Origin of the sequence: Chitinophaga hostae, from assembly GCF_018224885.1 — a bacterium.
In the GTDB taxonomy this organism is placed as follows: Bacteria; Bacteroidota; Bacteroidia; order Chitinophagales; family Chitinophagaceae; genus Chitinophaga; species Chitinophaga hostae.
This window is the reverse complement of sequence record NZ_JAGTXB010000014.1, coordinates 49,017-72,960: the sequence shown is the minus strand read 5'-3', so window position 1 is coordinate 72,960 and position 23,944 is coordinate 49,017. Positions and strand designations below refer to the sequence as shown.

The 23,944-nt window shown below is 48.8% G+C and carries 18 protein-coding genes; 3 read left to right on the top strand and 15 right to left on the bottom strand.

Going from position 1 to position 23,944, the window contains the following annotated elements:
- Positions 1-3 precede the first annotated feature (3 nt).
- From KE626_RS23925 to KE626_RS23900, 6 genes are read right to left on the bottom strand one after another with little or no spacing between them, the layout of a single operon-like run.
- Complete coding sequence (locus tag KE626_RS23925; RefSeq protein WP_211975536.1) at positions 4-3,426, bottom strand: hypothetical protein; 3,423 nt, start codon at positions 3,424-3,426, stop codon at positions 4-6.
- Positions 3,407-6,022 carry a glycerophosphoryl diester phosphodiesterase gene (locus tag KE626_RS23920; RefSeq protein ID WP_211975535.1) on the bottom strand — a complete coding sequence of 872 codons (2,616 nt, stop codon included), beginning with the start codon at positions 6,020-6,022 and terminating at the stop codon, positions 3,407-3,409. Before KE626_RS23920 ends, KE626_RS23925 begins: the two co-directional genes overlap by 20 nt.
- Positions 6,023-6,032: 10 nt before the next feature.
- Positions 6,033-7,751: a sodium:solute symporter family protein gene (locus KE626_RS23915; RefSeq protein ID WP_211975534.1), complete on the bottom strand. Its 1,719-nt coding sequence runs from the start codon at positions 7,749-7,751 to the stop codon at positions 6,033-6,035.
- A 31-nt stretch (positions 7,752-7,782) separates the two neighbouring features.
- Positions 7,783-8,673: a DUF5017 domain-containing protein gene (locus tag KE626_RS23910; protein ID WP_211975533.1), complete on the bottom strand. Its 891-nt coding sequence runs from the start codon at positions 8,671-8,673 to the stop codon at positions 7,783-7,785.
- A gap of 33 nt (positions 8,674-8,706) precedes the next feature.
- Entirely contained in the window at positions 8,707-10,296 is a 1,590-nt protein-coding gene (locus tag KE626_RS23905) for a RagB/SusD family nutrient uptake outer membrane protein (RefSeq protein ID WP_211975532.1), read from the bottom strand.
- A gap of 19 nt (positions 10,297-10,315) precedes the next feature.
- Positions 10,316-13,483 (bottom strand): SusC/RagA family TonB-linked outer membrane protein, encoded by a 3,168-nt coding sequence (locus KE626_RS23900; RefSeq protein ID WP_211975531.1) that lies wholly within the window; start codon positions 13,481-13,483, stop codon positions 10,316-10,318.
- Positions 13,484-13,822: 339 nt separating this feature from the next.
- Here KE626_RS23900 and KE626_RS23895 point away from each other — a divergent pair, with 339 nt between their 5' ends.
- The gene (locus KE626_RS23895; protein WP_211975530.1) at positions 13,823-14,836 is read left to right on the top strand and encodes a LacI family DNA-binding transcriptional regulator; all 1,014 of its coding nucleotides are present in this window, start codon (positions 13,823-13,825) and stop codon (positions 14,834-14,836) included.
- 115 nt (positions 14,837-14,951) lie between these two features.
- On the opposite strand, the gene KE626_RS23890 is transcribed toward KE626_RS23895, so the two are convergent.
- From KE626_RS23890 to KE626_RS23855, 8 genes are all read right to left on the bottom strand, one after another.
- Positions 14,952-15,329, bottom strand: a complete 378-nt coding sequence (locus KE626_RS23890) for a DoxX family protein (protein WP_211975529.1) — start codon at positions 15,327-15,329, stop codon at positions 14,952-14,954.
- 75 nt (positions 15,330-15,404) lie between these two features.
- Positions 15,405-15,905 carry an SRPBCC family protein gene (locus KE626_RS23885; RefSeq protein ID WP_211975528.1) on the bottom strand — a complete coding sequence of 167 codons (501 nt, stop codon included), beginning with the start codon at positions 15,903-15,905 and terminating at the stop codon, positions 15,405-15,407.
- A complete protein-coding gene (locus KE626_RS23880; RefSeq protein WP_211975527.1) occupies positions 15,902-16,222 on the bottom strand; it encodes an ArsR/SmtB family transcription factor in 321 nt (106 codons plus the stop codon). Before KE626_RS23880 ends, KE626_RS23885 begins: the two co-directional genes overlap by 4 nt.
- Positions 16,223-16,317: 95 nt before the next feature.
- Positions 16,318-16,758, bottom strand: coding sequence for an SRPBCC family protein (locus tag KE626_RS23875; protein ID WP_211975526.1), 441 nt, complete (start codon positions 16,756-16,758; stop codon positions 16,318-16,320).
- 44 nt (positions 16,759-16,802) lie between these two features.
- Entirely contained in the window at positions 16,803-17,564 is a 762-nt protein-coding gene (locus tag KE626_RS23870; protein ID WP_211975525.1) for a LytR/AlgR family response regulator transcription factor, read from the bottom strand.
- Entirely contained in the window at positions 17,545-18,567 is a 1,023-nt protein-coding gene (locus KE626_RS23865) for a sensor histidine kinase (RefSeq protein WP_211975524.1), read from the bottom strand. Before KE626_RS23865 ends, KE626_RS23870 begins: the two co-directional genes overlap by 20 nt.
- Positions 18,568-18,723: 156 nt before the next feature.
- Positions 18,724-19,203: an organic hydroperoxide resistance protein gene (locus KE626_RS23860; protein ID WP_211975523.1), complete on the bottom strand. Its 480-nt coding sequence runs from the start codon at positions 19,201-19,203 to the stop codon at positions 18,724-18,726.
- A 94-nt stretch (positions 19,204-19,297) separates the two neighbouring features.
- The gene (locus tag KE626_RS23855; RefSeq protein ID WP_211975522.1) at positions 19,298-20,116 is read right to left on the bottom strand and encodes a DUF1223 domain-containing protein; all 819 of its coding nucleotides are present in this window, start codon (positions 20,114-20,116) and stop codon (positions 19,298-19,300) included.
- A 274-nt stretch (positions 20,117-20,390) separates the two neighbouring features.
- On the opposite strand from KE626_RS23855, the gene KE626_RS23850 reads away from it, so the two are divergent.
- Both KE626_RS23850 and KE626_RS23845 read left to right on the top strand, forming a co-directional pair.
- Positions 20,391-21,320 carry a heme-binding domain-containing protein gene (locus KE626_RS23850; protein WP_211975521.1) on the top strand — a complete coding sequence of 310 codons (930 nt, stop codon included), beginning with the start codon at positions 20,391-20,393 and terminating at the stop codon, positions 21,318-21,320.
- 6 nt (positions 21,321-21,326) lie between these two features.
- Complete coding sequence (locus tag KE626_RS23845; RefSeq protein ID WP_211975520.1) at positions 21,327-21,752, top strand: hypothetical protein; 426 nt, start codon at positions 21,327-21,329, stop codon at positions 21,750-21,752.
- Between the two features lie 111 nt (positions 21,753-21,863).
- Here the strand turns inward: KE626_RS23845 and KE626_RS23840 are convergent, their stop codons facing one another.
- A complete protein-coding gene (locus KE626_RS23840; RefSeq protein WP_211975519.1) occupies positions 21,864-23,930 on the bottom strand; it encodes a chondroitinase-B domain-containing protein in 2,067 nt (688 codons plus the stop codon).
- Positions 23,931-23,944: the final 14 nt, after the last annotated feature.

Here is a 23,944-nt window from a genome sequence, read left to right as displayed (position 1 = left end):
CAATTATTTGGCGCTTTTATTAAAAATAATAGTCCCTTCTTTTTCCTCTCCACCGGCATTACGCACCTTTACCTTCAGCACGGCGCCGGCGGCCATCTTCACCGGGTAAAATGAACTTTCAAAAGGATACGCAGCCACGGTGCGGCTTTCTCCGTTCATGATAAAGGTGGCCTGTAAACCCGCTTCCGGGGCTGATTCCAGGTAAGTGTAAATAGCGTCCCATCCAAATGGGCTGCGTATCCTGAATGCATAACATTTCCCGGTTCCGGCGCCCAGGTCCAGCACCTGCATACCATTTTGTACCGGATCAACCGGTATTGAGGCAGGGCGGGCGGAAAGCGGAAAGGACAACGCCATGAATCCCTTACCGGGTACGGCTACACGCAGTTGCCGGTTACTCATCGGTAACACTGATAGTGAATCATTGGCACAGGCATAGCAGGTGGCAGCAGTACTATCTTTCACCATTACTTCTTTCCCGATATGAACAGTGCCGACAGTTTCGCTGTGTGATTCATTCAGCAGAAGCATCCAAAAACGGCTGCCGGAAATAGCGGTAACGTAATTCAGGGCAGGCTGATCTACCTTTACCAGTCCCCGTTTCATCCAGAGGCGTACGGCTCCATCGTCAAATATGCGACCGCTGCCGCCGCCAAAAACCCGGTTGTTAAACCATACAAAACCATCCTGTTTGCCATAGGGAAAATTCACCTTTCCGTGGGAACGCTGTATAGCTTCCGTTACCAGGAAATCGAGTGTAAATGCCAGGTGCGGCGGAATGTGATGATAATACACAGAACTTACATCCGGGCCTTTATAGGGAAAGTCCGGCTGCATGGTAATATCCGTATACCCGGTACCGTAGTAACCGGGATAGTTGGTAAAACGGCCTATCACTGCATTACGCGCATAGGTTTCAAATATCTCCCGATGCTCATCCTGGAACAACCGCAACAGATGTGGCGCCCAACTGCTCATAAATACCGGTCTTACCAGTTTACCCGGATCAAAAAAGGTATAAGGCTGTTCAAAGCCCAGTCCTACCGGCGATACCAGTCGTTGTGGCACCTGTTTTTCCGGGGCATCTCCCTGCTTCCGGGGGAAACCAAGCCGGTACTTTTCCCCGCCTTTCCACCATAAGGTAGTGTTGCCTTCATACTTTCCGCCGGGATGAATGGTTTGCAGCTGATCTTTTACTTCGGGGTATACCCTGATTCCTGCCAAGGTTTGAAACGCTGACGTGGTGGCCGCTGCGAGGAAAGACGTATCGCCGGTTACCTCGTAGAGGTCTGGCAGCTCCCACCAGTAAGCATAAAAAGATGCGTTATAAAAAGGCTGTTTGCCGAGCGGAACAGTTTTAGTGCCATATACTTCGGATGCAATAAATTCTTTTGCATGCGCGGCCGCTGCGTTCAACCAGTTTTTATTTTTTGTAAGACGATAAGCAGCCAGCTCCTGCGTCCACACCGGTATGTTTACCGAATATCCCCGGGCTGGCCTGACCTTATTACCGGGAAGCGCAATTGCTTCCAGCCAGGGATTAGCCCCGCCCAGCAATTGATGCAACGCTTCATAATAGGCGGTGGTAAACTGTGAATTAAAAGGGCTCAGCAACAACGACTGCTTATTTGTATTAAACGAGGTACCGGAAACGTTTTTTGCCCATCTGAAACCGCTGCGTGACAGTGTATACTCAATGGCAGGCAATGCCCTGCTGGTATAAAATGCTTCGTCTCTTTCCAGTATGGCCGCCGAAATAACCGCCAGCGGCGCCGCCTGTACTACCGTGGGTACCACAGCGGGATTAGCTTCTATGTCGTAAAATCCTTTCAGATCATGCGCCCAGCCGGCAGCGGTATCGTTCCTGATCAGGTCTGTAATATTGAAAATGGTTTCTGTGAGCGATGTTCGCTCCTGCGTACGATAATCCGTTACGTGGTAAATGCTGTCTGATATATACTCCATGGCATCGTTCCAGCCCGATGCCAACGCTCCCAATGCAAATTGGCGGGTAAGTGTTTTTCCTGCTTCCACCTGTGAGTTGTCCAGTCCCAGCACCGGTGAAAATGCCGCCGGCTGCACCTGGTTGGCCGCATTCTTAATGGCAAAGCCCATCGGCGACACCGTTGCTTCGCCCCAATCCGGCGGGAAATCCGCCAGGGTTCCTGTAATAAATGTAGTGAGGTTTCCCTGCGGCTGTTTCGTTTCCATCATGGCCAGCGGCTGCGGCATTAAAGCCGAAGGCAACATCACCGGGTTATCCGGAATACGCTGGTACTGGAACATGGGCGGCAGCTGTATGGAGGTCACCTCTTCTTTTTCCACGCCGCTGAAAGCAGTAACAGCGAGGCTATAATAGCCGGTTTGTTTTGGGATATACGTTAACGTTAGCAACAAATGGCGGCTGCCGGTTTCCAGTTGCCATACGCCGCGGAGCGTTTCCTTATCGTTGGTTTCATAGGTCACCTCGATGGTTTTGCTGCTCAACTGCTTCACCGCTACCGGGAAGCATTCCCGGCGCAGCCCTGCCAGGAAAGGATTAGCAAGACTTTCGGGCGCCAATACCGGGAATATTTTACCGCGGCTTTGGAAACTGCCGTAGGCGGTGGATCCGTTCCAGGAAGGAAAGAAGCTGCCAAAACTAATCTGCGGCACAACGGCGCTTAGCAGGAATATACGGTGGGCATCGCTGCCGTTTTGCAGGTGGCGCCACCGGTTATTTTCTTTAATACTGCTGATGGCAGCCAGGCATGGTGCTCCGTCAGCCGCTAAAGCTTTTACAAACTGTAATTGTAGCCTATCATTGCTGAGGGTCGCCATCGCCGCGCTTCCCGGAGGCACCCTTACAGCTGCTGCTGCAGTTTTGTCCGTTGGCGGGGTATACGTTGCCGTTAGTGGTGTTATTTTAAAACGCTGCAACGTCGCCAGTTTTTCTTCGTTGGGATCGGCGCCCGCTGCTGTCAGAAAAATGGCATCACAGCGTCCGAAATTACTCCTGGTATCCTTCAGGGCAATTACATTTTCGCCGGCATCCAGCGCAGCGGTGCCTGCTTTCTCCCAATAGTAGCCGTCCTTCCCATGCTGCCCGGATTCTTTTTCAAGGGCTTGTCCGTTTACCGTTATGCCGAATAAACGGGTGCCGGGCCGGTCAGCGGGATAATCCGGTGTTCGCACCCAGATAGCAAAGTTCCCTGCTGCTTTGATATTGATGACGGTCATGGCATCCGCGGCTTTTATTTTCCCTGAAAAAACACGGAGAATATGATGATTGGATACCTGTGCACCAGCTACGCTTTCCGGTTGCCAGCCTCCTTTAAACTGAAAGTCTTCCGCTTCCAGCAGGTAGCTGGTTTGCGCCTGCGCCGGTATGGCTGGCAGACAACCTATCAGCGCCCGGAAAATATATTTACTCAGTGGCATATTCATAATTGATGGCTATTACCTGCAGCCCGTAAGTTGGTATCGCTACCCCGAAAGCACTGCCATTATCGATTGTTTCCTTTGTTCCGTTCGCGCTGATGCGGTAGCAATGCACCGGCTTTATCTTTCTTCCGCTGACCACCTTATCGTAATCCAGCTGCAACGTGGTTTTCAGCGGGTCATCGTCATCGTTCAGCAACAGCAAAAACAGTTTTTGCTCCTTTGGGTTGATGGCGCAGTAGTAGTCGAGATAAGGATTATCTGTCTTCAGTAACCCTTCTTTCAACAGCAACCCGGCAGGAGTGCCATATACCATACCTGGCGTAAAACCATAGGTTTGATGCGGTCCTACTTTTGGTGTAATAAATCCTCCCGGGAATTTTACTTTACCTGCCGACCGCATTTCTGCTTCGGACAACAGGTAATCGGTGATCCATCCTACCTGCCACCAGGCATGATGCGGGTAGGGACCTGCGCCTTTGTTCATTACATCCCAATAGTAAGAGGCTACGCTGGTGGCGCTGTCTACAAATGCGTCCCTTCCCAGCGCGCCTGCCCTGGCCATGTTCAGGAAAAGAGAGTCGCCGGTTAACATGAACATCCGCACAAACATACCGGCGTGACTGGCCAGCAGAATAGGTCCACGGTGGTTGGCAGAACCGAGTATACCGCCATGCTCAAAACTTAACCCGGCCTGGCTTATTTCCCAGTCCTGCCGTGGCACACCGTTCACCATCTTACTTCTGGCGGAAGGAACAGGATGTGTATAGATAGAAGTAGTATACAATTGTGCCGTGCTGATAGCTGCCTGTAAATACCTGCGTTCTTTAGTGACATCGTACAAGTCCAGCAATGCCTGTGCACTTTGTCCTGTGGCAAAATCCGGTGCAAAGCGGGTATCGCCGCAAACGCCCAGGAAATGTCCTTTAGCAACGGCCTCGCGGATATACCAGTCGGCCCCACGTTTTGCGGCTGCGAGGTATTTTTCTTCTTTCAATATTTTCCAGGCGATCAGTAAACCATAAAACGTAGGACGCAGATCTTCTATATCGGTGAATAGTTCTTTTGCGGCGGCATGATCATATCCCACTGCCCACTTCCCTTCCTTGTTCATCCACGCCAGCAGCCGATCCGCAGCTAATTTCAGTTCCTTTCTCAATGCGGTATCGCCCGGATGGAAGAGCAGCATATTGCCGATATCCATCATCATGTAATAGGTTACACCGATAGGTTCCACATAAGGTCCCCATTCTTCCGTAAATCTTTTACTTTTTGAAAGATAATATTGCCCTGCGGCGGCGCCATAAAAAAAGCCGGGCTGTGTATCCTGCTGTTGCAGTTTGAAGTTGCGGGCATAAGGCAGGCGTGTTCGCTGTAATACGGAATCGCCTGTAACAGCCGCCAGCATCCACATAGCGCCATAATCGGAGTTTTTCATCGCATCTTTCTGTGACCCGTAAACGCCACCGAGGTAAGATTGCGCACCGATATCGAGGCCTTTATAATTTTCGATGTTCCAAAGAGAGGTTTTAGTATCTACCAGGTATTGGTGCATCGATAGTATACGGCTGCTCAGCGATTGCCGTGTTTTTTTCAGGGCAAGAAAATCATTGAAATGATACACATCGTTTACCGCGTGTTTAAACACGGTGTACCAGCCGGCCGGTTGCAATGTATACCGGAAGGAAAAAGTAACGGTATCATTCTTTTTGAGGAAAGAACCTTTTTCCCCCAGTACCGGGTGATAGAGCGTGGGGGTAAGTGCGGCCTTCCGGTTCATAAGCGACAGTCCAAGCTGCCAGCTGTTCTGCGTTTTGGCATCTGTTTCCCAGGGATCCCTTCCCGTACCGGGAGCCGGTATAACCGCAATGGTCAGCTTGTTTTTAGTACTGATAAAGGGCGACAATGTAGCGGCTGTTCTCTCCCGTACAATTACAGGTTTATCGGGGATGCCCTGCATATACCCGTAGGCTTTTATAAAATCTTTTTCTATGGTATTACTTTGAAAATAACCAGGTATTCCCGCCCATGCCAGTTCTTTTTCAGCAACGGTAGCCAGCGTGGGTGTGGCAAGAGAATAATAGCCTTCCTGCTTTGCCTCCAGTGATATTTCCACCAGTACATCCCCACCAAACGTTTCATCGAGGCGCCATTGGGAAGTGATAACCGCCTTCTCATTTTCCGCGGTAAAGGTAAGCTCGCCGGGGGCTTTCCTTACGGCAGAAGGATAAAAATGGATCGCTTCCCCGGCGGTATTCATGGGCACCGGCTGCAAGGCCGCTTCCCATAGTGGTATGATATACCGGTATTGCGGCTCCGGGAAAATAATTGCCTGACCGGTTTTATTATATAATGTAACGGGTATGTTACCCGGCTTTTCCTTCGCATACAACAATGTATACTCCCCGCTTACATGCGGCAGCTCCTCCCAGCGGTCTTTATCTTTTACCGAAATATTTTTTACATGCCATTGCCCGTTCTGATTTGCCCAGGAAAGCTGTAACGAACCATTGGATAGCAGCACCTGTTGCTGGGCATTCGCGGGCAGCGCATATATCCATGCGGCATAAAATAATATGCAGAATGATAATAACTTTCTCAAAGGATTATTTTTAATTCACCAAATGTGCCGGCGGTGCAGCCACCGGGTTAACTTTCACCTTGCGGGATGCACTGAAAGGAATAGCCGCCGACAACAGGATCATCGTGGCAATACCCGCTACCAGCCCGGCGCTTTTGCCGGAAAAGAAACACAGTCCATATAACAGTAAGGCAATAAAGGAAAGAGAAAAGGCAATGACTTTCAATCCGAATTTATTCTGCTTTCTTATTTCCAGTTCTTCCTGTTCATCTATTTCCCGTATGGCTTCCCTGCGTTGGGCTTTCAGGATAATGAGCTGCCGGTATTCCCCGCTGCTGAGTCCTTTGTAAGAAGCATATGCCTCATACAGTGCCAGCACTACAAATGGCAGTCCCACACCCAGCAGCATTTCGTTGGCACGGCTCAAACCCTGACCGGTGGCCAGCGGCAGGATGATCTTGCCTACCAGGTTGATAGCCAGGCTGATCCCGGTAATATACAGGGTAGCCTTGCCCGTTAGTCGTTTTGAAAATAAAGCCCATATGGGCGGGGCCAGTAACGGACCACCGGTAACGGCGCCTATGCTTAATGTAAACTCAACGATCCCCCCGATATAGGGTACGATCAATGCGATGCCAATCATACCCAGTCCAAAAAACCAGGAAGAGATCCTTGCTACCTGCATCAGCTTTTTATCTGTAGCCTGCGGGTTGACAGAGCCTTTGTAGATGTCGTTGGTAAAAACTGCCGACACCACGTTCAATGCGGTGTTAGCGGATGCGGAAGTAGAAAAATACATACCGGTAAGAATAAGCCCCATCAAACCTGCCGGCAGCACGTGCCGGCACATCATCAGGTAAGCGTTCTCTGTTTCCAGTCCCTGCAAACCCGGGTTAATGCTCTTGTACAACATGGGGGGCAGCATCCATAACACGGGACTGATGATATATAGTCCGGCAAAAAGGTAGGCTACTTTTGAAGCCGATCGGGGCACATCCACGCTGGTATAACGCTGTACAAAGGTCCAGTTGCCACCAATATAAAAAACATGGTACAATGCAAAAGCGAGGATAAAGCCCCAGGTATATTCACCGTTTACCACGTTGAAAAATCCTTCCGGCGAAAAATGCAGAAAATGCTGCACACCGCCGGCAGCATCAAAAGCGAGGGGTATGATAATGAGAATGGCGGCAGTGAGGATCACAAACTGCAATATATCCGTTACCATTACCGCCCACAAACCACCCACCGCAGTATAGGCTATCATAAACAATCCGAGTACTACGGTAGACGGCATCAGCGGCAACCCCAGTGATGCGCTCACCAACCTGGCTACTGAGTACAATACGGAACCTTTGATCAGGAGCGACACCACCATAAAGATATAGATGTACGCCTTCTGTACGTTTACCCCCAGGCGTTCCCTGATAAACTCTGCCGCCGTAAGATTGCCGGTCGCTTTCCAGCGTGGGGCCAGGTACAAACCTGTTACCAGTCCGCCGATACACATGGTCCACTGAATGGTAACAGCCACCCATCCGTATTTATAAGCGATAGATCCCCAGGCGACAAAAGTGCCGGCGGAAAAGAAGCTCATGAAAAGCGATAAGCCGCCGATGAACCAGGGTACGGATTCACCGGCTGCAAAAAAGGATTTCAGGTTTCTCCCCGTCCTGGAAAACGAGAATCCCACCAGCATAATAAATAAGGAAAATACAATAATGACAGACGTATCAATTACAGTGTTCATCAGATGCTTCCGTTTAACTCCCGGCCTGCGGCTATGGAGTGATGGTTAATGTCAGTTCTTTTGTTGCTCTCTTCTCCCCGTTATAGCGCACAGCCGATACATCAAATACGACCTTGTACGTACCGGGTTTGGTGTAGCTGTATTTATACGCAGGTAAGGTAGTGCTGATATTCTTTAATGCAACACCTGCGTCCGGTTTAATATAAAAAGGGTCGAATCCTTTGGTGATCACCCAGTCTTCGTTATCGTCTGCATCTTTATTACTGCCGGGCATTAATAACTGGGCGGTGGTAATTGACCATACAAACGACGGATTTTTGAAATCATATGCTTTCCATCCTGCGGACGACATTACCGCCAGCGGCGACACTACCCCATCGGCTGAAATGTTGCTGGCTTCAAAGGTCCTGACCACCCACCTGTTTTGTCCCTGCGGCTTTTTATGGTCGGTATATTTAAACGCCACATAAATACGGGCGGCCGGTTTTTTCGGGTCTGCAAATTCTTTCAAACTGATAACACCGGAGGCGGTGTTGTCCTGCCCGGCAGAGAACACAGCCCGGTCGGAAATATCCTTCCAGGTGGCCGCTCTCACATTGGTGGTATCAGCAACGCCGTTATAATCATTGGATACCAGCAGTTGCAGGTTTTTATAGATCATTCCGAACTGAACATAGGTTTTGAAATTGATCTGCAGGTCATTTTCTGCGCTGGTTCGCTCCCGGAACGCGTAGTTGTGGCCTGGCTCACCGGAATAGAAAGTGATATTATCCGGGTTGCCTTTAAAGTTAAAAGTAACGGTATCGCCTGCTTTATAGGTCGATGAAGCCGTGGTAACCTCCAGCGACGGCGTTTCTACCTTCTCCTTTGCACAGGATATAAATATAAAAACAACCATCAACAGGTATAATAAATTTCGCATAGTAAAATACATTTAAAGCTTTTTAATTCCTGTTTACCAACCTTTGTTCTGTTCCACCAGGTGATTAATGGTAAGCTCAGTGGTTGGAATCGGGAACAGTACATTCCGTGCGGTGGTATTCTTCCCGGCATTGCCCGCATATCTCCAGGCACTGGGGGCCGTGGCGTTAATTTCCGTGGCCAGCGATTGCATTTTTGACACGTATATTCCCCAACGGATCAGGTCATGCTTACGCGCCCCTTCAAAACATAATTCACGGGCGCGTTCGTCCTGTAAAGCGGCAAAAAACTCATCCTTACCTAAACCTGCCGGCAGGTCAACCGTGGGATCGGGTGTTGTTACCGGCTTACCGTATCCTCTTCTCCTTACCATGTTAATAGCGTTGTAAGCAGCAGCCACGGGTCCGTTGACCGCATTTTCCGCTTCGGCTTTCATCAGTAATACATCTGCATAACGGATCACCGGGAAATTGGTGGAATTATAAAGCCTGTTTTTGGGCACCTGGGTTTCATATTCCCGGCGCCACTTACCAACGGTGCGCTCATAGATCTGTGTTTCTGTATATACTACCCTGCCTGTTACGCCGTTAACGGTACCGTACCGGTAAGGCGCAATGGCCCAGTCCCGGCGCTTATCGCCTGCGTCAAACAAACTGAAGATCCTCCCGGTGGGATGTACCGGGCCATTGGAATAGCCGATATCATCAAAGGCTGATTCCAGTCCGTTTTCGATACCTACGCCACCTGCGAGTTGCTGCGATCCCTGTTGGTTGCCATACATCCCAATTTCCCACAGGCATTCCTGCGGCTCATTGATGTCTTTGGAATGATTGATAAAGATGGCGCTGTAGTCAGGATTCAGGGAGTGTTTGGCAGATGTAATTACCTTATCGGCGTAGGCAAGCGCCTCCGCATATTTGGATACATCCTTCAGCGGTTCCCCGGCCATTGCCAGGTATACCTTTGCCAGTATGGCCTGTACGGCGGTAGTGGTTACCCTTTCGTTGCTGGTATAAGTACTGATATCATTGACCATGGGCTCGGCGGCTTTCATGTCGCTTACAATCCTGTCGTACACGGCGGCTACGGAGGCGCGTGGCAGCGCAGGATCGGCAGGTGATTTGGTGGAAGAAAGTTTTAATGGCACGCCGCCAAAATTATCTACCAGGACGAAATAATAGTAGGCTCTTAAAAACAATGCCTGTCCTTTTATGGCGGCGCGCCTTTTCTCATCCATCTTTGGTTTATCTATGTTTTCCAGCAGGAGATTGGCCCTGTCGATGCCCTGGTAGAGCACTTCCCAAAGCTTGCCTACATCCAGCTGCCCGGCGTCAAATTCCATTACTTTCAGATTATTGACCGATACATTTTTATAGAAAAACTCGTCGCTGATAGCGAGGAAGGAATACAATCCTCTTGAATACATTCTCCCGAAATTATCTATTAACCGGTTGTACACACCATTTAAAGCCCTGTCGAGGTCGGCTTCTGTATTATAATAATTCTCGGGCGTTACAAAATCCTCCGGCCGGGTATCGAGGAATTTGTTGCAGGCGCTGAAGCTGCTGCCGATAAGACAAAGCAGCAGGAGATATTTTTTGATGTTTATGGTTCCTGATTTCATAATCGCAGCTTTTTGTGCATTAAAAGGTAACGTCAAGACCGACGGTGATGGTTCTGGCTTTTGGATAGGCGGACCAGTCGAAGCCCGGTGTCAGGGCTGATTGTCTTACCGACACTTCCGGATCCAGTCCTGAGTAGTTTGTCCAGGTAATGAGATTTTGTGCAGATGTATATATGCGTAACGCTTTTATCCTGGCCTGTTTTAACAATGGCGCCGGTAAGGTATAACCCAGTGCTACTGTTTTTAAACGGAGATAAGAGCCATCTTCAATGGTCCTGGAAGAATATACCAGCGGGCCTTGTCCACCTACCTTATACAGCTTATTGGTTTGGTTGTCCGGTGTCCAGCGATCCGCATAGGAAGCGAACATATTCAGAAACGACCTGGTTACATCGCCGTTTTCAAACTCTATGCGATTGGCATTAAGAATGTCGTTGCCATAGCTCCACTGGAAAAAAACGTTCAGATCAAAATTCTTATAAGTAAAATTATTGGAGATACCGCCCGTGTGTATGGGATTTGGATTCCCGATGATGGTCAGGTCGTTATTGTCTACCTGCCCGTCGCCATTGATATCTTTAAACTTAATATAGCCGGGCTGTATGCTGCTCCTGGGATTACCGTTGTTAGGCACTTTATCTTTCAGCACATAGGTACTGCCAACCTGGTCAAAATCGCTGTACTGGTAAACGCCGTCAAACATAAACCCGTAGAGCGATGCAATCGGATGGCCGGGTATAGCGATATAGGGATAAGCGTTATTAAAATTACCCCAGGTGATCCTCGATGCGTAACTGGGTTCTCCTTCGTTCAGCTGCAGCACCTTGTTGCGGTTAAAGGAGATATTGAAACCGGTGGACCAGGTAAACTTTTTCCCCTGGATGTTGGTGGTATTCACCGAAAATTCCAGTCCTTCGTTAGATACCTTCCCTACATTCCTGATACCGCTCAGGTAACCGGAAGAGGGCGCCAGCGTGGCATTCAGGAGCAGGTCTTTGGTATTTTTCTTATAGTAGTCTACCGTGAGCATGATCCGGTTTTTTAAAAAGCCGAGGTCTACTCCGATATCCGTTTGTGCGGTAGTTTCCCATTTCAGCTTTGGATATCCCAGGTTGCCGGGGATGATCCCCTGTACCGGGGAGTTCCCGAAGCTGTAACCCGAGTAAGGAAACAGCTGCAGTGCGGTGAGATAAGCGAAGTCCCCTACCCGGTTATTACCCGTAGTACCGTATCCCGCGCGTATTTTGGCATCCGAGAGAAAGGAAATATTTTTCATGAACGGTTCCTCAATAATACGCCATGCCACTGCGCCTGAGGGGAAATAAGCCCATCGGTTGCTGGCGGGGAATTTGGAAGATCCGTCCGCCCGGAGGGAAAGGGTCAGCAGGTAGCGGGATTTATACCCGTAGTTGACCCTTCCGAGGAAAGACATTAATGCACTGGATGATTTCGCCGTGGGGGCAGTGTTGATAATACCTTCGTCGAGGCCGCTCATACCGAGCGACTCATTAGGCAGCTGGCTGGCGGAGAAACCGTAGTTGTAATAGGTCGCTTTTTGCATAGTGAAGCCACCCAATACATTCAGATGATGATCTTTGTTGATCACACGGGCGTACGTGAGCGTATTTTCATTAAGCCAGTTAGTTCTTTCCGTGTTACTGACGGAGCCGTTCACGCCCAGCTGACTGCTTTTCGGATTTCCCAACCGGGTATTGGAGCTATTGAAAATTTCTTTCCGCAGCGTTTCTTTGGTGAGCCCGCCTGCTATTCTCAATGTGAAATACTTTGCGGGTTTATATTCGATATACGCGTTTGTGATCAGCGTATTATTGAACAGCGGGTTGTATTCATTTTTGGTGGAGATGATGGGATTCATACGATATTCACTCAACGGATCCACATCCGGATCAAATGGTTCATCGATGGCGGAGGCGTCGCTGGCGGAATCGCCGGTGATGGGCCTGTACCCCCAAACGCTGTACATCAGGCTGGAAGTGGGTCCGGATGGTGTTGGCGAAGCTACGGCGCCATAGGTTTTGGTGGCGGTATAATTAAGATTGACACCGGCTTTTATTTTTTCATTGATCTGTTGATCTACGATGGCCCTGCCCTGGTATCGTTTAAAACCGCTGTTGATGATAATACCGTTCTGGTCCAACAGGGACCCTGAAAGGGAATAAGTGGTTTTGTCGTTGCCGCCTCTTAAAGAGAGGCTATGATTTTGCATAAATGCCTTTCTGAATACCTGGTCCTGCCAGTCTATGCCCTTTACACTTTTATAATCTTCCAATGTTTTGCCTTCTTTCAGGTAGATGGGTGTATAAAAGGCGCTGTTTTGCTCCAGTTGGTATTTCACGAATTCGTAGGGGCTCATCATTTCCTGTTTTTTGATATTCTCCTGGAAGCCCATCCAGGTTTGATAGGAAACGGTGGGCGCCCCTGTTTTACCTTTTTTGGTGGTGATGATAATAACGCCGTTAGCGCCCCTGGCCCCATAAATAGCCGTAGCGGATGCATCTTTCAGTACTTCGATGGAGGCTATTTCTTCCGGGTTAAAAATATTGTTGGAAGGATTTTCCATCGGGAATCCATCCACTACGTACAAGGGGGAGTTATCTTGTGTAACGGAGTTGTTACCGCGGATCACGATGTTAAGAGATGACCCTGGCTGCCCGTCGCTGGCAGATACCTGTACGCCGGCTACGCGGCCGCCCAGCGCTTCTTCAAAAGAGGGAACCGGAGCTTTGGCCAGATCGGCCATTTTAACGGCGGCTACTGATCCGGTAACGTCTTTTCGTTTTACGCTGCCATAACCGATCACCACAATGTCATTCAGTCCTTTTACAGATGGCTCCAGTACGGTGTTGTAAACGCTCTTCGCGGCGGAAACTTTTATTTCTTTACTGAGAAACCCCACATAGGTAAATACGAGGGTGGTACCGGGCGCCGTGCTTACCGTAATGCTGTATAAGCCCTCCTCATTGGTGATGGCGGAGATCTTATCATTTTTTACCCTTACGGTAACGCCTGCCAGTGGCGTGCCCGCGGCTTCTGTTATTTTGCCGGTAATGGCTTTCTTTTCCGCCGTTGTAACAACGGGCTGTTGTGCTACTATGACGGCAGCAGGAAAGGTGATCAATAACAGGATCAATAAGTATCCTGCAGATAAGCGAACATTTTTGTGCATACCCCCAAACGTGTTTAAATGTTTTAGTCAGAATAGTTCATTCACATCATTATTGTCGGATCCCGGCCATAACAGGCTGCGGGCGGTTACTCCATGTCGTCATGTAACCGGTGTACCGTAATTGGTTGGTGTAGCGTGACAGGTACAGGCATAGCTGGCACAAAAGAGGTTGTGAGCAACAGTTCTTTCATATCGTGAGAATTTATTGGGTTCAAAGATTATAACTAACTGTTACCCGATGAATAAAAAAATGATCATTTTACGAATGGGAACATTCCCATAAATTGGGAATGTTCCCATTTTTGATAATATTATGTTTCTTTACAAAAAAGAACGGTCATGAAGCGACATCAGATCACGATTATTGATATTGCCAAAGCGCTTAATCTTTCTAAATCAACCGTATCACGTGCCCTCACCGGGCATCCCAGCGTTAACGCGGCTACCAGGCAGGCGGTGCTGGAACTGGCTGAAAAGCTGGACTACCAGCGTAATATGCTCGCAATTAGCCTGGTTACCCGGAAAACAAATACGATAGGCATTATTGTACCGGAATTCACCAGCTCCTATTTTCCCAATATAACGATAGGCGCGCAGGAAGTGGCCAGCAAGGCAGGTTACAACACGGTGATCTGTCAGTCCAATGAAACCTATGAAACAGAGGTTGCCAACACCAAAGTGATGCTGGCTAACCAGGTAGATGGCGTGCTGGTGTCCATTACAAAGGAGACAAAGAACTTCGACCACTTAAAGATATTCCAGCGGAAGGGTATTCCCATCGTATTTTTTAACCGTGTATGTGATGAAATGGATGTACCCAAAGTGATTGTAGATGATTACGACGGCGCCTTCCGGGCTGTGAATCACCTGGTGGAAAGAGGCAGGAAAAGGATTGCACATTTATCGGGTCCTCCGTCGTTGAAGATCAGTGAGAAACGACTGAACGGCTACAAAGCCGCTTTAAGAAAAAACAATATTGAGCTGGATGAAGAACTGGTGATTCCCTACGACCTGAATCTTGATAAGGTACATATTTATGTGAACCACTTGCTAAACCTGCCACATCCTCCGGATGCTATTTTTGCGATCAACGATCCTACCGCGATAGAGATCATACAGGTGGTGAAGAAAAGAGGCTTGCAGGTACCGGAAGATATTGCGGTAGTAGGGTTTAGCAACGACTTTGCCGCGGGCCTTATTCATCCGTCGCTAACCACGGTATCGCAGCCGGTGAAAGAAATCGGCGGCACCGCAGCACAGCTGCTTATTGACCAGATGAGCCGGGATGTGAGTGACTGGAAGAGTATTATCCGGGTGCTGAAGACGGAGTTGATTGTGCGGAATTCGAGTTGAGTGGATGGGGTTGATTTTCCTAACCTTTTGGCACGGTTGATGGCGCATGGTTGATTAGAAAAATGGCGCCGGAAAACCCGGCGCCATAATAAGATTGATTTGAATTCACAATATTTTATCTGACCATCGGCAAATACTTTTCGCGGTTATCGATGATCGCCCAGATATTAATGGCGAACATCACCAACGCGATCGGCAGGCCAGACGGCGCAATAAATATATTTGTCAAAACTACACCTACCATCACCGGTAAAATAACGAGGGCGCCAAGTGCGCGGGTTTTGCCGGGAATGAAAAGTATGCCACCAACAATCTCCGCTACTCCAACTAACGGCATCAGCCAGCCTATCTGCATCATGGCTGTCATGGCCTTTATCAGGCTTTCGGGCATGTCTTTCGGGACCGGCATGTAATTGAAAAATTTATTCAGCCCCGCATTAATGAACATCAAGCCAAAAAGAAGACTAACTACAAAGAGGATTTTACTTTTCATACTTTTATTTTTTTGGAATATGGATTTCGGTTGTCAGTGGCTTATTTACAGCGACAATAATGATTTTGGTTATTATTACTTTGATGCAGCAAACAGTTCGTCCAGGTTTTCCATGGCCATGGCCAGTCCTTCCTTGAAGCCCATCTTGATGGTTGCTTCCAACTGTGCCAGGTCTGCATAGGTGATAACACTTTCTACCAGTGTTACAGCCCCTTTGTCTATAAAGGTAACTACCCATTTTGATTGTGGCAAATCTTTATTCGTGTTACCATCTGCATCCGCAAAAGCGTCGAGCAGAGCGAATGTTTTATGTACCTGGATGTCCAGGTATTCAGCCAGCGCCCAATGTTCTTCTCCCTCCGGTCCTACCATCGCATAATGCCAGCGGCCACCATTGCGGAAGTCCATCGTTTTGGTTTTTGCTCTCCAGGGTTTTGGCGCCCACCATCGATCCAGGATGTCGCTTTTCGTATAGGCGTCCCATACTAAAGGCAGTGTTGCTGCAAATTCCCTGGTTACCCGGATGGTTTTGTTTTCCTTATCCACAGAAAAATCAAATGCTAAATTGTAACTCATTTTTTTTGATTTTGTATGGTTAATAATACTTTGTCAAGTTCATTAAATCGGTGCTCCCAGATATTCTTCAGCTGCGCAATCCATTTATCAATCTCCTGCATTTTGGTACCATCCAGCTCATAATAGATCTCCCTGCCGGACTGCTCCTGTTTTACGAGCTGGCATTCGGTCAATATGCGCAGATGCTTGGACACCGCCTGACGCGTAATATCAAAATGCTCGGCGATAGCATTTGGCGTCATCGCCTGAACCGCTATCAATAATATAATGGCCCTCCTGGTTGGATCGGCAATTGCCTGAAATGCATCTCTTCTCATTGACCCGGTAATTTGTCCGGCACAAATATACGCAACTAATTGGTTGCGCAAATTTTTTCAGCTTCTTTTTTGAGACATCCCGGAAATGGTACAGATCATCCCAACCGGTCTTCTATCGTTCTTTTCAGTACCGCCAAAGTACCGTTCCAGTAAAAATTAAGGTGATGGTATATTACCTCTGTGGGGAAACCGGTAATCTTTAACGAGAGTAAGGTTTGTGTGCCCTGTGGTGTCAGTACAAACTGTAACGTGGTGTAATTTATTTTTTCATCGGGCAACCGGGACAGGGAACTTAAATAGTCATAGCTCATGGTATGCTCCGGCAAGTACTCCAGTACTGTTCCTTTATTTTCAAACAGGGCATGATGTTTACCCCTTATGCGAATGGGAGCGCCTACTTCCCAGCTGGTATTAATTTCCAGGTTCATAGAGGGGTCTCCCATCCAGCCGGCCATGAGCGCCACATCGGTGATGGATTTCCAGACTATTGCTGTAGTGGCACTGATCAGTATTTGTTTATCTAACTCCTTTTCCATTTTTCGTTTTACTTGCTTGTAATGTACGTCAAAAAAATTTCGCCCTACCTATTCTCCAGCCATTCCAGGAACATGCTGGCCTTTTCTTTCCTGATCAGCAATTTCTCCGGGCTGGGAATCACCAGCTTAACCAGCAGTTTCCTCGCAAAATAATGTTCTACCTCTTTAATGGCGCTGAAGTTCACCAGGTATTGGCGATTGATCCTGAAAAACTGCTGAGTGGCCAGCAGCTCCTGCGCCTGATCGAGCGATTGGGAAATAGTATATTCTTCTTCCTTAAAAGTTCGGATAGTGGCGATGCCATTATGAATATAAATAAAGGCCACCTGCTCTGTTTGTACCGTAGTGTATTTGTTGTGTTTAAATACCAGGAAACTTTTCTTTCCTTCGCTCAGTCCTACCCTTTTCAATAATCCTTCCAGGTCGGGCGTTTTATGCTGCTGGAAAAAATTCTTCAGGTTATCTACTTTTTCAAAAGCTTCTTTTAAATCATCTTTCGAAAAAGGCTTTAGCAGATAGTCGATACCGTTAGCCTTGATGGCTTCCATGGCATACTCTCCATAGGCCGTACAAAAAACCACCGGGCAGGTAATATTTACGGCTTTAAATATCTCAAAGCATACGCCGTCGGATAATTGCACGTCCATGAAAACCAGGTCGGGCGAAGCATGTTGTGAAAAATATTCCACTGCGCCCTCTATACTTTGTAACTTCGCCAGTACTGCAGCACCCGGGCGTACTTCGGCGATCAGGTTCTCCAATGATTTTGCCGCTTTGATTTCGTCTTCAATTATGATGATGTTCATGAATAATGGGCAATTTTATTTTAAATAACTGCTCTCCTGCTTCGATTACAATCTTTTCGTGCAACAAATGAATATAACGCTGGTTGATATTCTCCAGTCCCATTCCGGTAGATGATTCCGGTGTTCTTTTGGGCCGAATCTGATTCTCTACTACCAGGAAATTCCCTTCAGAATACAACCTTATTTTCAACGGATGATCAAGCGATACCACGTTATGCTTGATACAGTTTTCGATCAGCAGCTGTAATGTAAATGGCGGTACCAGCGAGGTATGGTGCTCCGGATGGATGTCAACAGCCAGATCGATACCGCTCTCAAAGCGGGCTTTTAGCAGGAACATATATGCGCGGAGAATATCCAGTTCTTCCGAAAGCCTGATCAGGTCCAGCTTCCGGCTTTCGAGGGTGAAGCGGTAAAAGTCGGACAGTTTCAGGATGAAATCCACGGCATGGACATCCTTGCTTTCCACCATGTACTTCAGCGTATTTAAACTGTTGAATAGAAAATGCGGATTTACCTGTTGCTTCAGTAATTCGTACTGCGCGCCGAGGTTATCCATTTTGGTGCGTTCCAGTTCTACACCCACCTGCTGGTTCTGATAGCTCTGGTACAACAGGTGAATAAAGAGGTAAAAGCTAAGATTGACCAGGATACCGCGCATTTCCACCATCAGCATTACCGGGCCAAATTCCAGGTGCGATAACAGGAACTGCTGGAAACAAGCCAGCACAAACATTACGATAATACCCACTACCAGGCTCTTGATCAGCCGGAAAATGGAAAAACCATTCGCCACATCACGGGAAGAATAGGCGGGAAAAGTAAGAATATTATAATACCATATGAAGATGGCGAATAAAAACGTGATCAGCGCATTCACGAATGCCTCATAAGGATGGAAATGATGCTCCGCAATTTTTGGCACCGAGGTAAGTATACCCAGGAGTAAGGAACTAATCCATATTATTTTGGTGGAAACCTTGAATGCTTTCTTATTACTCATCTGTGTGGTCAAGCGGCTGTTAAAATAATGAAATCAGGGGCGGCCCTGATATAAAAGTTAAATATACGTCAGGATTTTTTGTAATTGTACGCTTCCTCCCGGGCGTAAAGGCCGCCACACCAACAACGCGGCGGCCTTGTTCAGATACCCCTCATTTTACACCAGGTTAATGGTGACGTGGATATTGCCACGGGTGGCTTTGGAATACGGACAGGTTTGGTGTGCGGCTTTTATAATGACCAGGGCAGTTTCCTGGCTGAAACCGGGTAAGCTCACATCCAGGCGTGCCTGCAGCAAATAACCACTGGCAGCGGCGCCCAGGTCTACCGATGCATTTACGAACAGATCTGCCGGTAATGTTACCTTCATTTTACCCGCTGCGATGCCCATGGCGCCGATAAAGCAGGCCGACCAGCCGGCGGCAAACAGCTGTTCCGGGTTGGTACCGGAACCTGCTGATCCGGGAGACGACAGTCCTATATCCAAACGGCCATCGGTGCTGGCGGCGGCGCCATCACGCCCTCCGGTGGTATGCACGGTACCTGTATACAAAACCTTTTCGACAGCGGTTGCCGTAGTATCTTCAATAACGTTAATCACGCTTGCTGCTGTTTCGCTGATGACATTTTTTTCCATGATGCTGATATTTAAATTTGTTTGATCAAAAGTAGGACTGCGGCTATGGCCGGACAATCCCTTTATGCGTTAACCGGACGAAATGGACCCTGAGTTAGTCATTCCGGACTGTGGGAATTGTGGCCCCGGCGCTAAGCGGGTATCTTGCCGCCGCTGTAATCCGCCCGCCGGAGGTATGCTGCACAAAGCCGATGAGTTCCCAGTTTTGCTGATCTGCTCCTTTAGGCAGGGGTATGCTTACCGCGTGGTCGCTGTTTCCTTCCAGGCGCACCGTTTTCAGTCCCCGTACTATTTGCACATGCGATAATTCCCGTCCCTCATTTTCACCTGCCCGCACGCGGCTTTGGGCGGATTGCTGTACCAATGCCAGCACTACCACGGCGTCTTTTTCCGCTGCCGTTGCCTGAAACGTCACCTTCGCCTCCCGCCCGTTTATGCTGCCGTTAAGTGTTAAGGAATCTGTGGCTGAATGCTCCAGCGCCCCTGCAATAGTCCTTACCACCGCGCCCTCATCGGAGCCAATACATTCACTGGCGCCATTTACCACCACCTGCGGAGTGTATACGGTGCGCAAATGCAGCCAGTCTGCATACTGCTGTTGTCTTAATGAAAATGCATGATCGCTGAACCGGTCTTTCCAACCCTGGTGATCCCAGTAGTCTACGTGGAATGCCAGCAGGTACAGCTGCCCTTTCTTATTCTCTTTTTCCAGCCGTTGCAGCAGCTCGTCGGCAGGCGGACAACTGGAGCATCCCTCGGAGGTAAAGAGCTCCACTACGGCAAAGCCTTTATCATTTGCCGGCGATTGCAGTGCTTTCATGGCAGGCCCGTTATATGAACTGATAAATGCCGCTGTCAGGGCCAAAACACCCGCCAGGCTAATAGAAGTAATAACTGCTTTCAGTGAGTACATATGCTGTTGTTTTAATAAAAGAATGATGGATGCGATTATTTCTCCCAAAAGTATTTACGATATGCCGGGCAAACCAGCAGGAAGTACCTCAATAAGACAAATTCGCCCATGGAGCAGCCATCCCGGTTGTTCAGTTACCAGCATGAGCATACCCAACAGGAGGATGGCAATTGGGGCGCCGAAATGTCTACTTCAACACCTCATCTGCCGTGTTGAGCAATCATTGCTTTGCCCTGCGCACACCGGCCGGTAGTTTTGAAAAAAAAGACATGCTATGGGATCCATCTCACTAAAAAAAGCCAGCAAAACAACCATTATCACCGTGATTGTTGTGGTACTGATGATCAGTTTGCAGTTCAGCAGCCCTACTATTCAACACCCGCCGATAACCGGGGCGTTCAACGGTCCGGATTCGGTAACGGCCATCCTTAAACGGGCCTGTTACGACTGCCACTCCAATGAAACCAGGGTGGCCTGGTACCACAAAATTGCGCCCATCTCCTGGCTGGTAGCTGCTGATGTAAAAGCAGCAAGAAGCCGGCTGAATTTTTCACAGTGGGATAGTTTACCCGCAGCGGACCAACAGGGCATGCGCTGGTATATTGAAAATATCGTGGAGCAAGGCAGGATGCCGCTGGCGGCGTATACCGCCGTTCACTCATCGGCCAGGATCAGCGCTGCCGATACCAGGATATTAAAAAACTATGTGCTGGCAGTGGCCAGCCCGAAACCCGCGGCTGCTACCCGGGCGGCTGCTAAACCGGCTACACCGGGCACGTTACCGGTGGCGCCTAACGGGATAGCCTATACGCCGGATTATAAAAACTGGAAAGTGATCAGCACCACCAACCGGTTCGACAATGGCACCATGCGGGTGATCTATGGCAACGATATCGCCGTGAAAGCTATACAGCAGGGCAAGATCCGCCCATGGCCCAATGGCGCCATCATCGCCAAGGTGGTGTGGAACCAGCAACCCGCGGACCAGGACGGCAACATTCTTACGGGAGATTTTAACAACGTGCAGCTCATGTTCAGAGATGACAAAAAATTTAAGGACACCGGAGGTTGGGGCTACGCCAGGTTCAATGGTACTGCGCTGGCTCCTTACGGTAAAACACCGATGTTTAGCCAAACCTGCGCCAGCTGTCACCGCCTGGCTGCCGACAATGGTTTTGTATTTGATATTCCTACTAAAAAATAATCTGCCATGAAGAGAAAAGTTTTATCATTTATCGCGCTGTCTCTCCTGGCGGCCGCATGTCACCCGGCAAAACAACCCACACTGGCGCCGGAAACAATTTACCAGGAGCCGGGCGTATCAGTGATCACCTCCTTTTTTAACAACCGGCAGCAAACCATCTCAACATTGTATGGTAATGCGGAAGCCCTGAAAGCCGCCAGGGGTGATAGCAATATGGTGGCAGGCGCCGTTTACCGGCTCATTACCTGGAAGCAGAAGGGCAACCCGTTGTGGTTTGGCGGGAATATTAACGGCGCGGTTAAAACCATTGAAAGCATACAGGTATCCGGGGATGGTGTAACGCATTACGCCCTGGTCAGCGGCGTGGCTACCGGCGCGCCCGCCGAGCGGACAAAATTTGTGCTGGGGCTGAAGGCTTCGGTATTTCCGTGACCAGGCCGTTAAAAGCTATTCCATCGGGTATAAGAAGATGATCCGGCGATGGTATTATACAAACGGGGAGCAACAAGCCAGGCTCATTGCTCCCTGTTAAAAGCTGGCTGGTTATAATTTCTGTACTTTCTTCACGCTAACTTTTCCGTTATGATGAAGTGACAACAGATAGGTGCCTGAAGGATGAACACCGGCATCGAACGGGATATTGTGCGAACCTGCTTCCAGTCGCGCGTTTACCAGTACTTTTACCTGTTTACCATTTATATCATATACAGTAAGATTAACCACACCCGGTTTTTTCAGGTAGAAGTTAATGGTAGCATGGTCGTTAAATGGATTGGGATAACTGTTTAATGAAAACGGATCGGGAGCAGCAGCTGCGGGAGCTACATTCATTTTGCGGACGGCAAGCTGGTTGCCGGTTTGTATGCGCACTTCGGTATAACTATTCCAGGTATTAACGCTGTTACCGTGCCCTACTATTCGTACCAGTCTTCCCGTTTTGGCGGGAAAGGAAAATGTTTCCAGGTTAAGGGAAGTGCCGCTGCTTACCTTTCCTGTGGCGGCGGTAGTCCAATGCAGGGTATCGTTTCCTACCAGCACATCAAAGGTAGAAGTACGTGTGTTACCGTTGAGGAATGCGATTTGCACACCCGATACCGCCAGTGTATCGTCGAGACAAAACTGGATCCATTGGCCGTTGCCATTGGCAGACCAGCGGGTGTTGAGATTTCCGTCCAGTACATTGGCCGGTACATTGCCATCATCTGCGCTGGCAATAACGGGTTGGCATACAGGCGTGAGATCGTCGGCCAAAGGTCCTACCATAGCGGGTGTGAGGATACGGGCAATCACCGGTGCAGCAGCAACTTCATCAGCGCCTTTATCGAGCGGTGAAGGTCTTGGTTGTCCGTCCATATCTGTTGTAACGGCAGCATAAGTACCGGTGCCTGCGTTGATGGCCGGGCTTCCCGGTTGCAGATGGAAGGTGCCCGTTGTATCTCTTGCCAGCAGTGGATTCACGGTGATGTATCCACCGGCTGGCATATCGCCATCGCCATTGGTATTATAAAGGATGTTTCCGGACCATATGCCACCGGTGTAAGGGCCTGCAATGGCGGCTGCAGGGCCGCCGCCCTGGATAATATTATTGACTACGGTTTGCGTAGTAGCACCCAATCCGTTGGTGCGGCCGTTCTGTACAATATTGGTAGTATTGTTTACGAGGGTATTATAAGCAATAAGCGTGCGGTCGGGGCGATCGTGTACGGTGAGTGCGGCGCCATCTGCTACTTCTCCGTCGCCGTTGCCGATATTGATAGCAGGGCTGCAATTTTCAAAATGGTTGCTGAAAATGTTGTGGTCATCTCCGAAGATTCGGATGCCGGGTGTATTGATGAAATAGTTGCCATACACCGTACAGTGGTTACCGTGGCGCAATGTAAACTGCGCCGGGCAATTGCGGATGGTATTATAACGGATGGTAACGGCAGATGATTTAACAGATATCAGCTCTGATTCGCCGGCGCAATCTTCAAAAAGATTGTACTCGATGGTACTGTTGGAAGAAGAAAGACTGTAGCCGCTTAGTCCGAACTGTAGCGTTTCTGCGCCGTTACCGGTTTGCGGCAGCTGGTCTACGAAGTAGTTATGATGGATTTTCAGTCGCTGTGCAATCTGGCTGCCGCTGCCACGCACGGCAATAAAGCGTCCGAGCGCATTTTTATGCTGAAATGTATTGTGATCCACTTCGTGATCATTCCCGTTTAATAAGAGGTTCTCCCCTGCCCCTGGTGTCTGGAATACGTTACAGGTCCAGCGGCAAAAGCTGGTGCCGCTGGCCATGGTAGCCAGAGAGGCATTATGGGTGAATTTGAATCCCCTGATAATAATATATTTCGCAGGACTTACGATACTAAATCCCCCGGTTCCTTTTATTTCGGCGCCACCAATTGTTTGCGCGGTGATGGTAATGGGGCTGGCAGCAGTTCCCTGCTTGCTGACGGTGATGTTTGAAGATGCGGTATACACGCCGTTGGCCAGCACGATGGTATCGCCTGCCACTGCATTATTAATCGCTGTTTGCAGGGCGGATAAAGAGGAAACGTTGATAGTGGCAGCTGAAAGGCTTGCTGATGCGGCAAGACATAGTACAGATAAGATAGTTTTTGACATGATGCGGCGTATCC

Bases quoted from the DNA above. Each gene is read 5' to 3' on its own strand.
- KE626_RS23915 (WP_211975534.1), bottom strand. From the start codon at position 7,751: ATGAACACTGTAATTGATACGTCTGTCATTATTGTATTTTCCTTATTT.
- KE626_RS23840 (WP_211975519.1), bottom strand. From the start codon at position 23,930: ATGTCAAAAACTATCTTATCTGTACTATGTCTTGCCGCATCAGCAAGC.
- KE626_RS23910 (WP_211975533.1), bottom strand. From the start codon at position 8,673: ATGCGAAATTTATTATACCTGTTGATGGTTGTTTTTATATTTATATCC.
- KE626_RS23905 (WP_211975532.1), bottom strand. From the start codon at position 10,296: ATGAAATCAGGAACCATAAACATCAAAAAATATCTCCTGCTGCTTTGT.
- KE626_RS23890 (WP_211975529.1), bottom strand. From the start codon at position 15,329: ATGAAAAGTAAAATCCTCTTTGTAGTTAGTCTTCTTTTTGGCTTGATG.
- KE626_RS23845 (WP_211975520.1), top strand. From the start codon at position 21,327: ATGAAGAGAAAAGTTTTATCATTTATCGCGCTGTCTCTCCTGGCGGCC.
- KE626_RS23875 (WP_211975526.1), bottom strand. From the start codon at position 16,758: ATGGAAAAGGAGTTAGATAAACAAATACTGATCAGTGCCACTACAGCA.
- KE626_RS23895 (WP_211975530.1), top strand. From the start codon at position 13,823: ATGAAGCGACATCAGATCACGATTATTGATATTGCCAAAGCGCTTAAT.
- KE626_RS23855 (WP_211975522.1), bottom strand. From the start codon at position 20,116: ATGTACTCACTGAAAGCAGTTATTACTTCTATTAGCCTGGCGGGTGTT.
- KE626_RS23880 (WP_211975527.1), bottom strand. From the start codon at position 16,222: ATGAGAAGAGATGCATTTCAGGCAATTGCCGATCCAACCAGGAGGGCC.
- KE626_RS23865 (WP_211975524.1), bottom strand. From the start codon at position 18,567: ATGAGTAATAAGAAAGCATTCAAGGTTTCCACCAAAATAATATGGATT.
- KE626_RS23850 (WP_211975521.1), top strand. From the start codon at position 20,391: ATGGGATCCATCTCACTAAAAAAAGCCAGCAAAACAACCATTATCACC.
- KE626_RS23900 (WP_211975531.1), bottom strand. From the start codon at position 13,483: ATGCACAAAAATGTTCGCTTATCTGCAGGATACTTATTGATCCTGTTA.
- KE626_RS23885 (WP_211975528.1), bottom strand. From the start codon at position 15,905: ATGAGTTACAATTTAGCATTTGATTTTTCTGTGGATAAGGAAAACAAA.
- KE626_RS23870 (WP_211975525.1), bottom strand. From the start codon at position 17,564: ATGAACATCATCATAATTGAAGACGAAATCAAAGCGGCAAAATCATTG.
- KE626_RS23925 (WP_211975536.1), bottom strand. From the start codon at position 3,426: ATGAATATGCCACTGAGTAAATATATTTTCCGGGCGCTGATAGGTTGT.
- KE626_RS23860 (WP_211975523.1), bottom strand. From the start codon at position 19,203: ATGGAAAAAAATGTCATCAGCGAAACAGCAGCAAGCGTGATTAACGTT.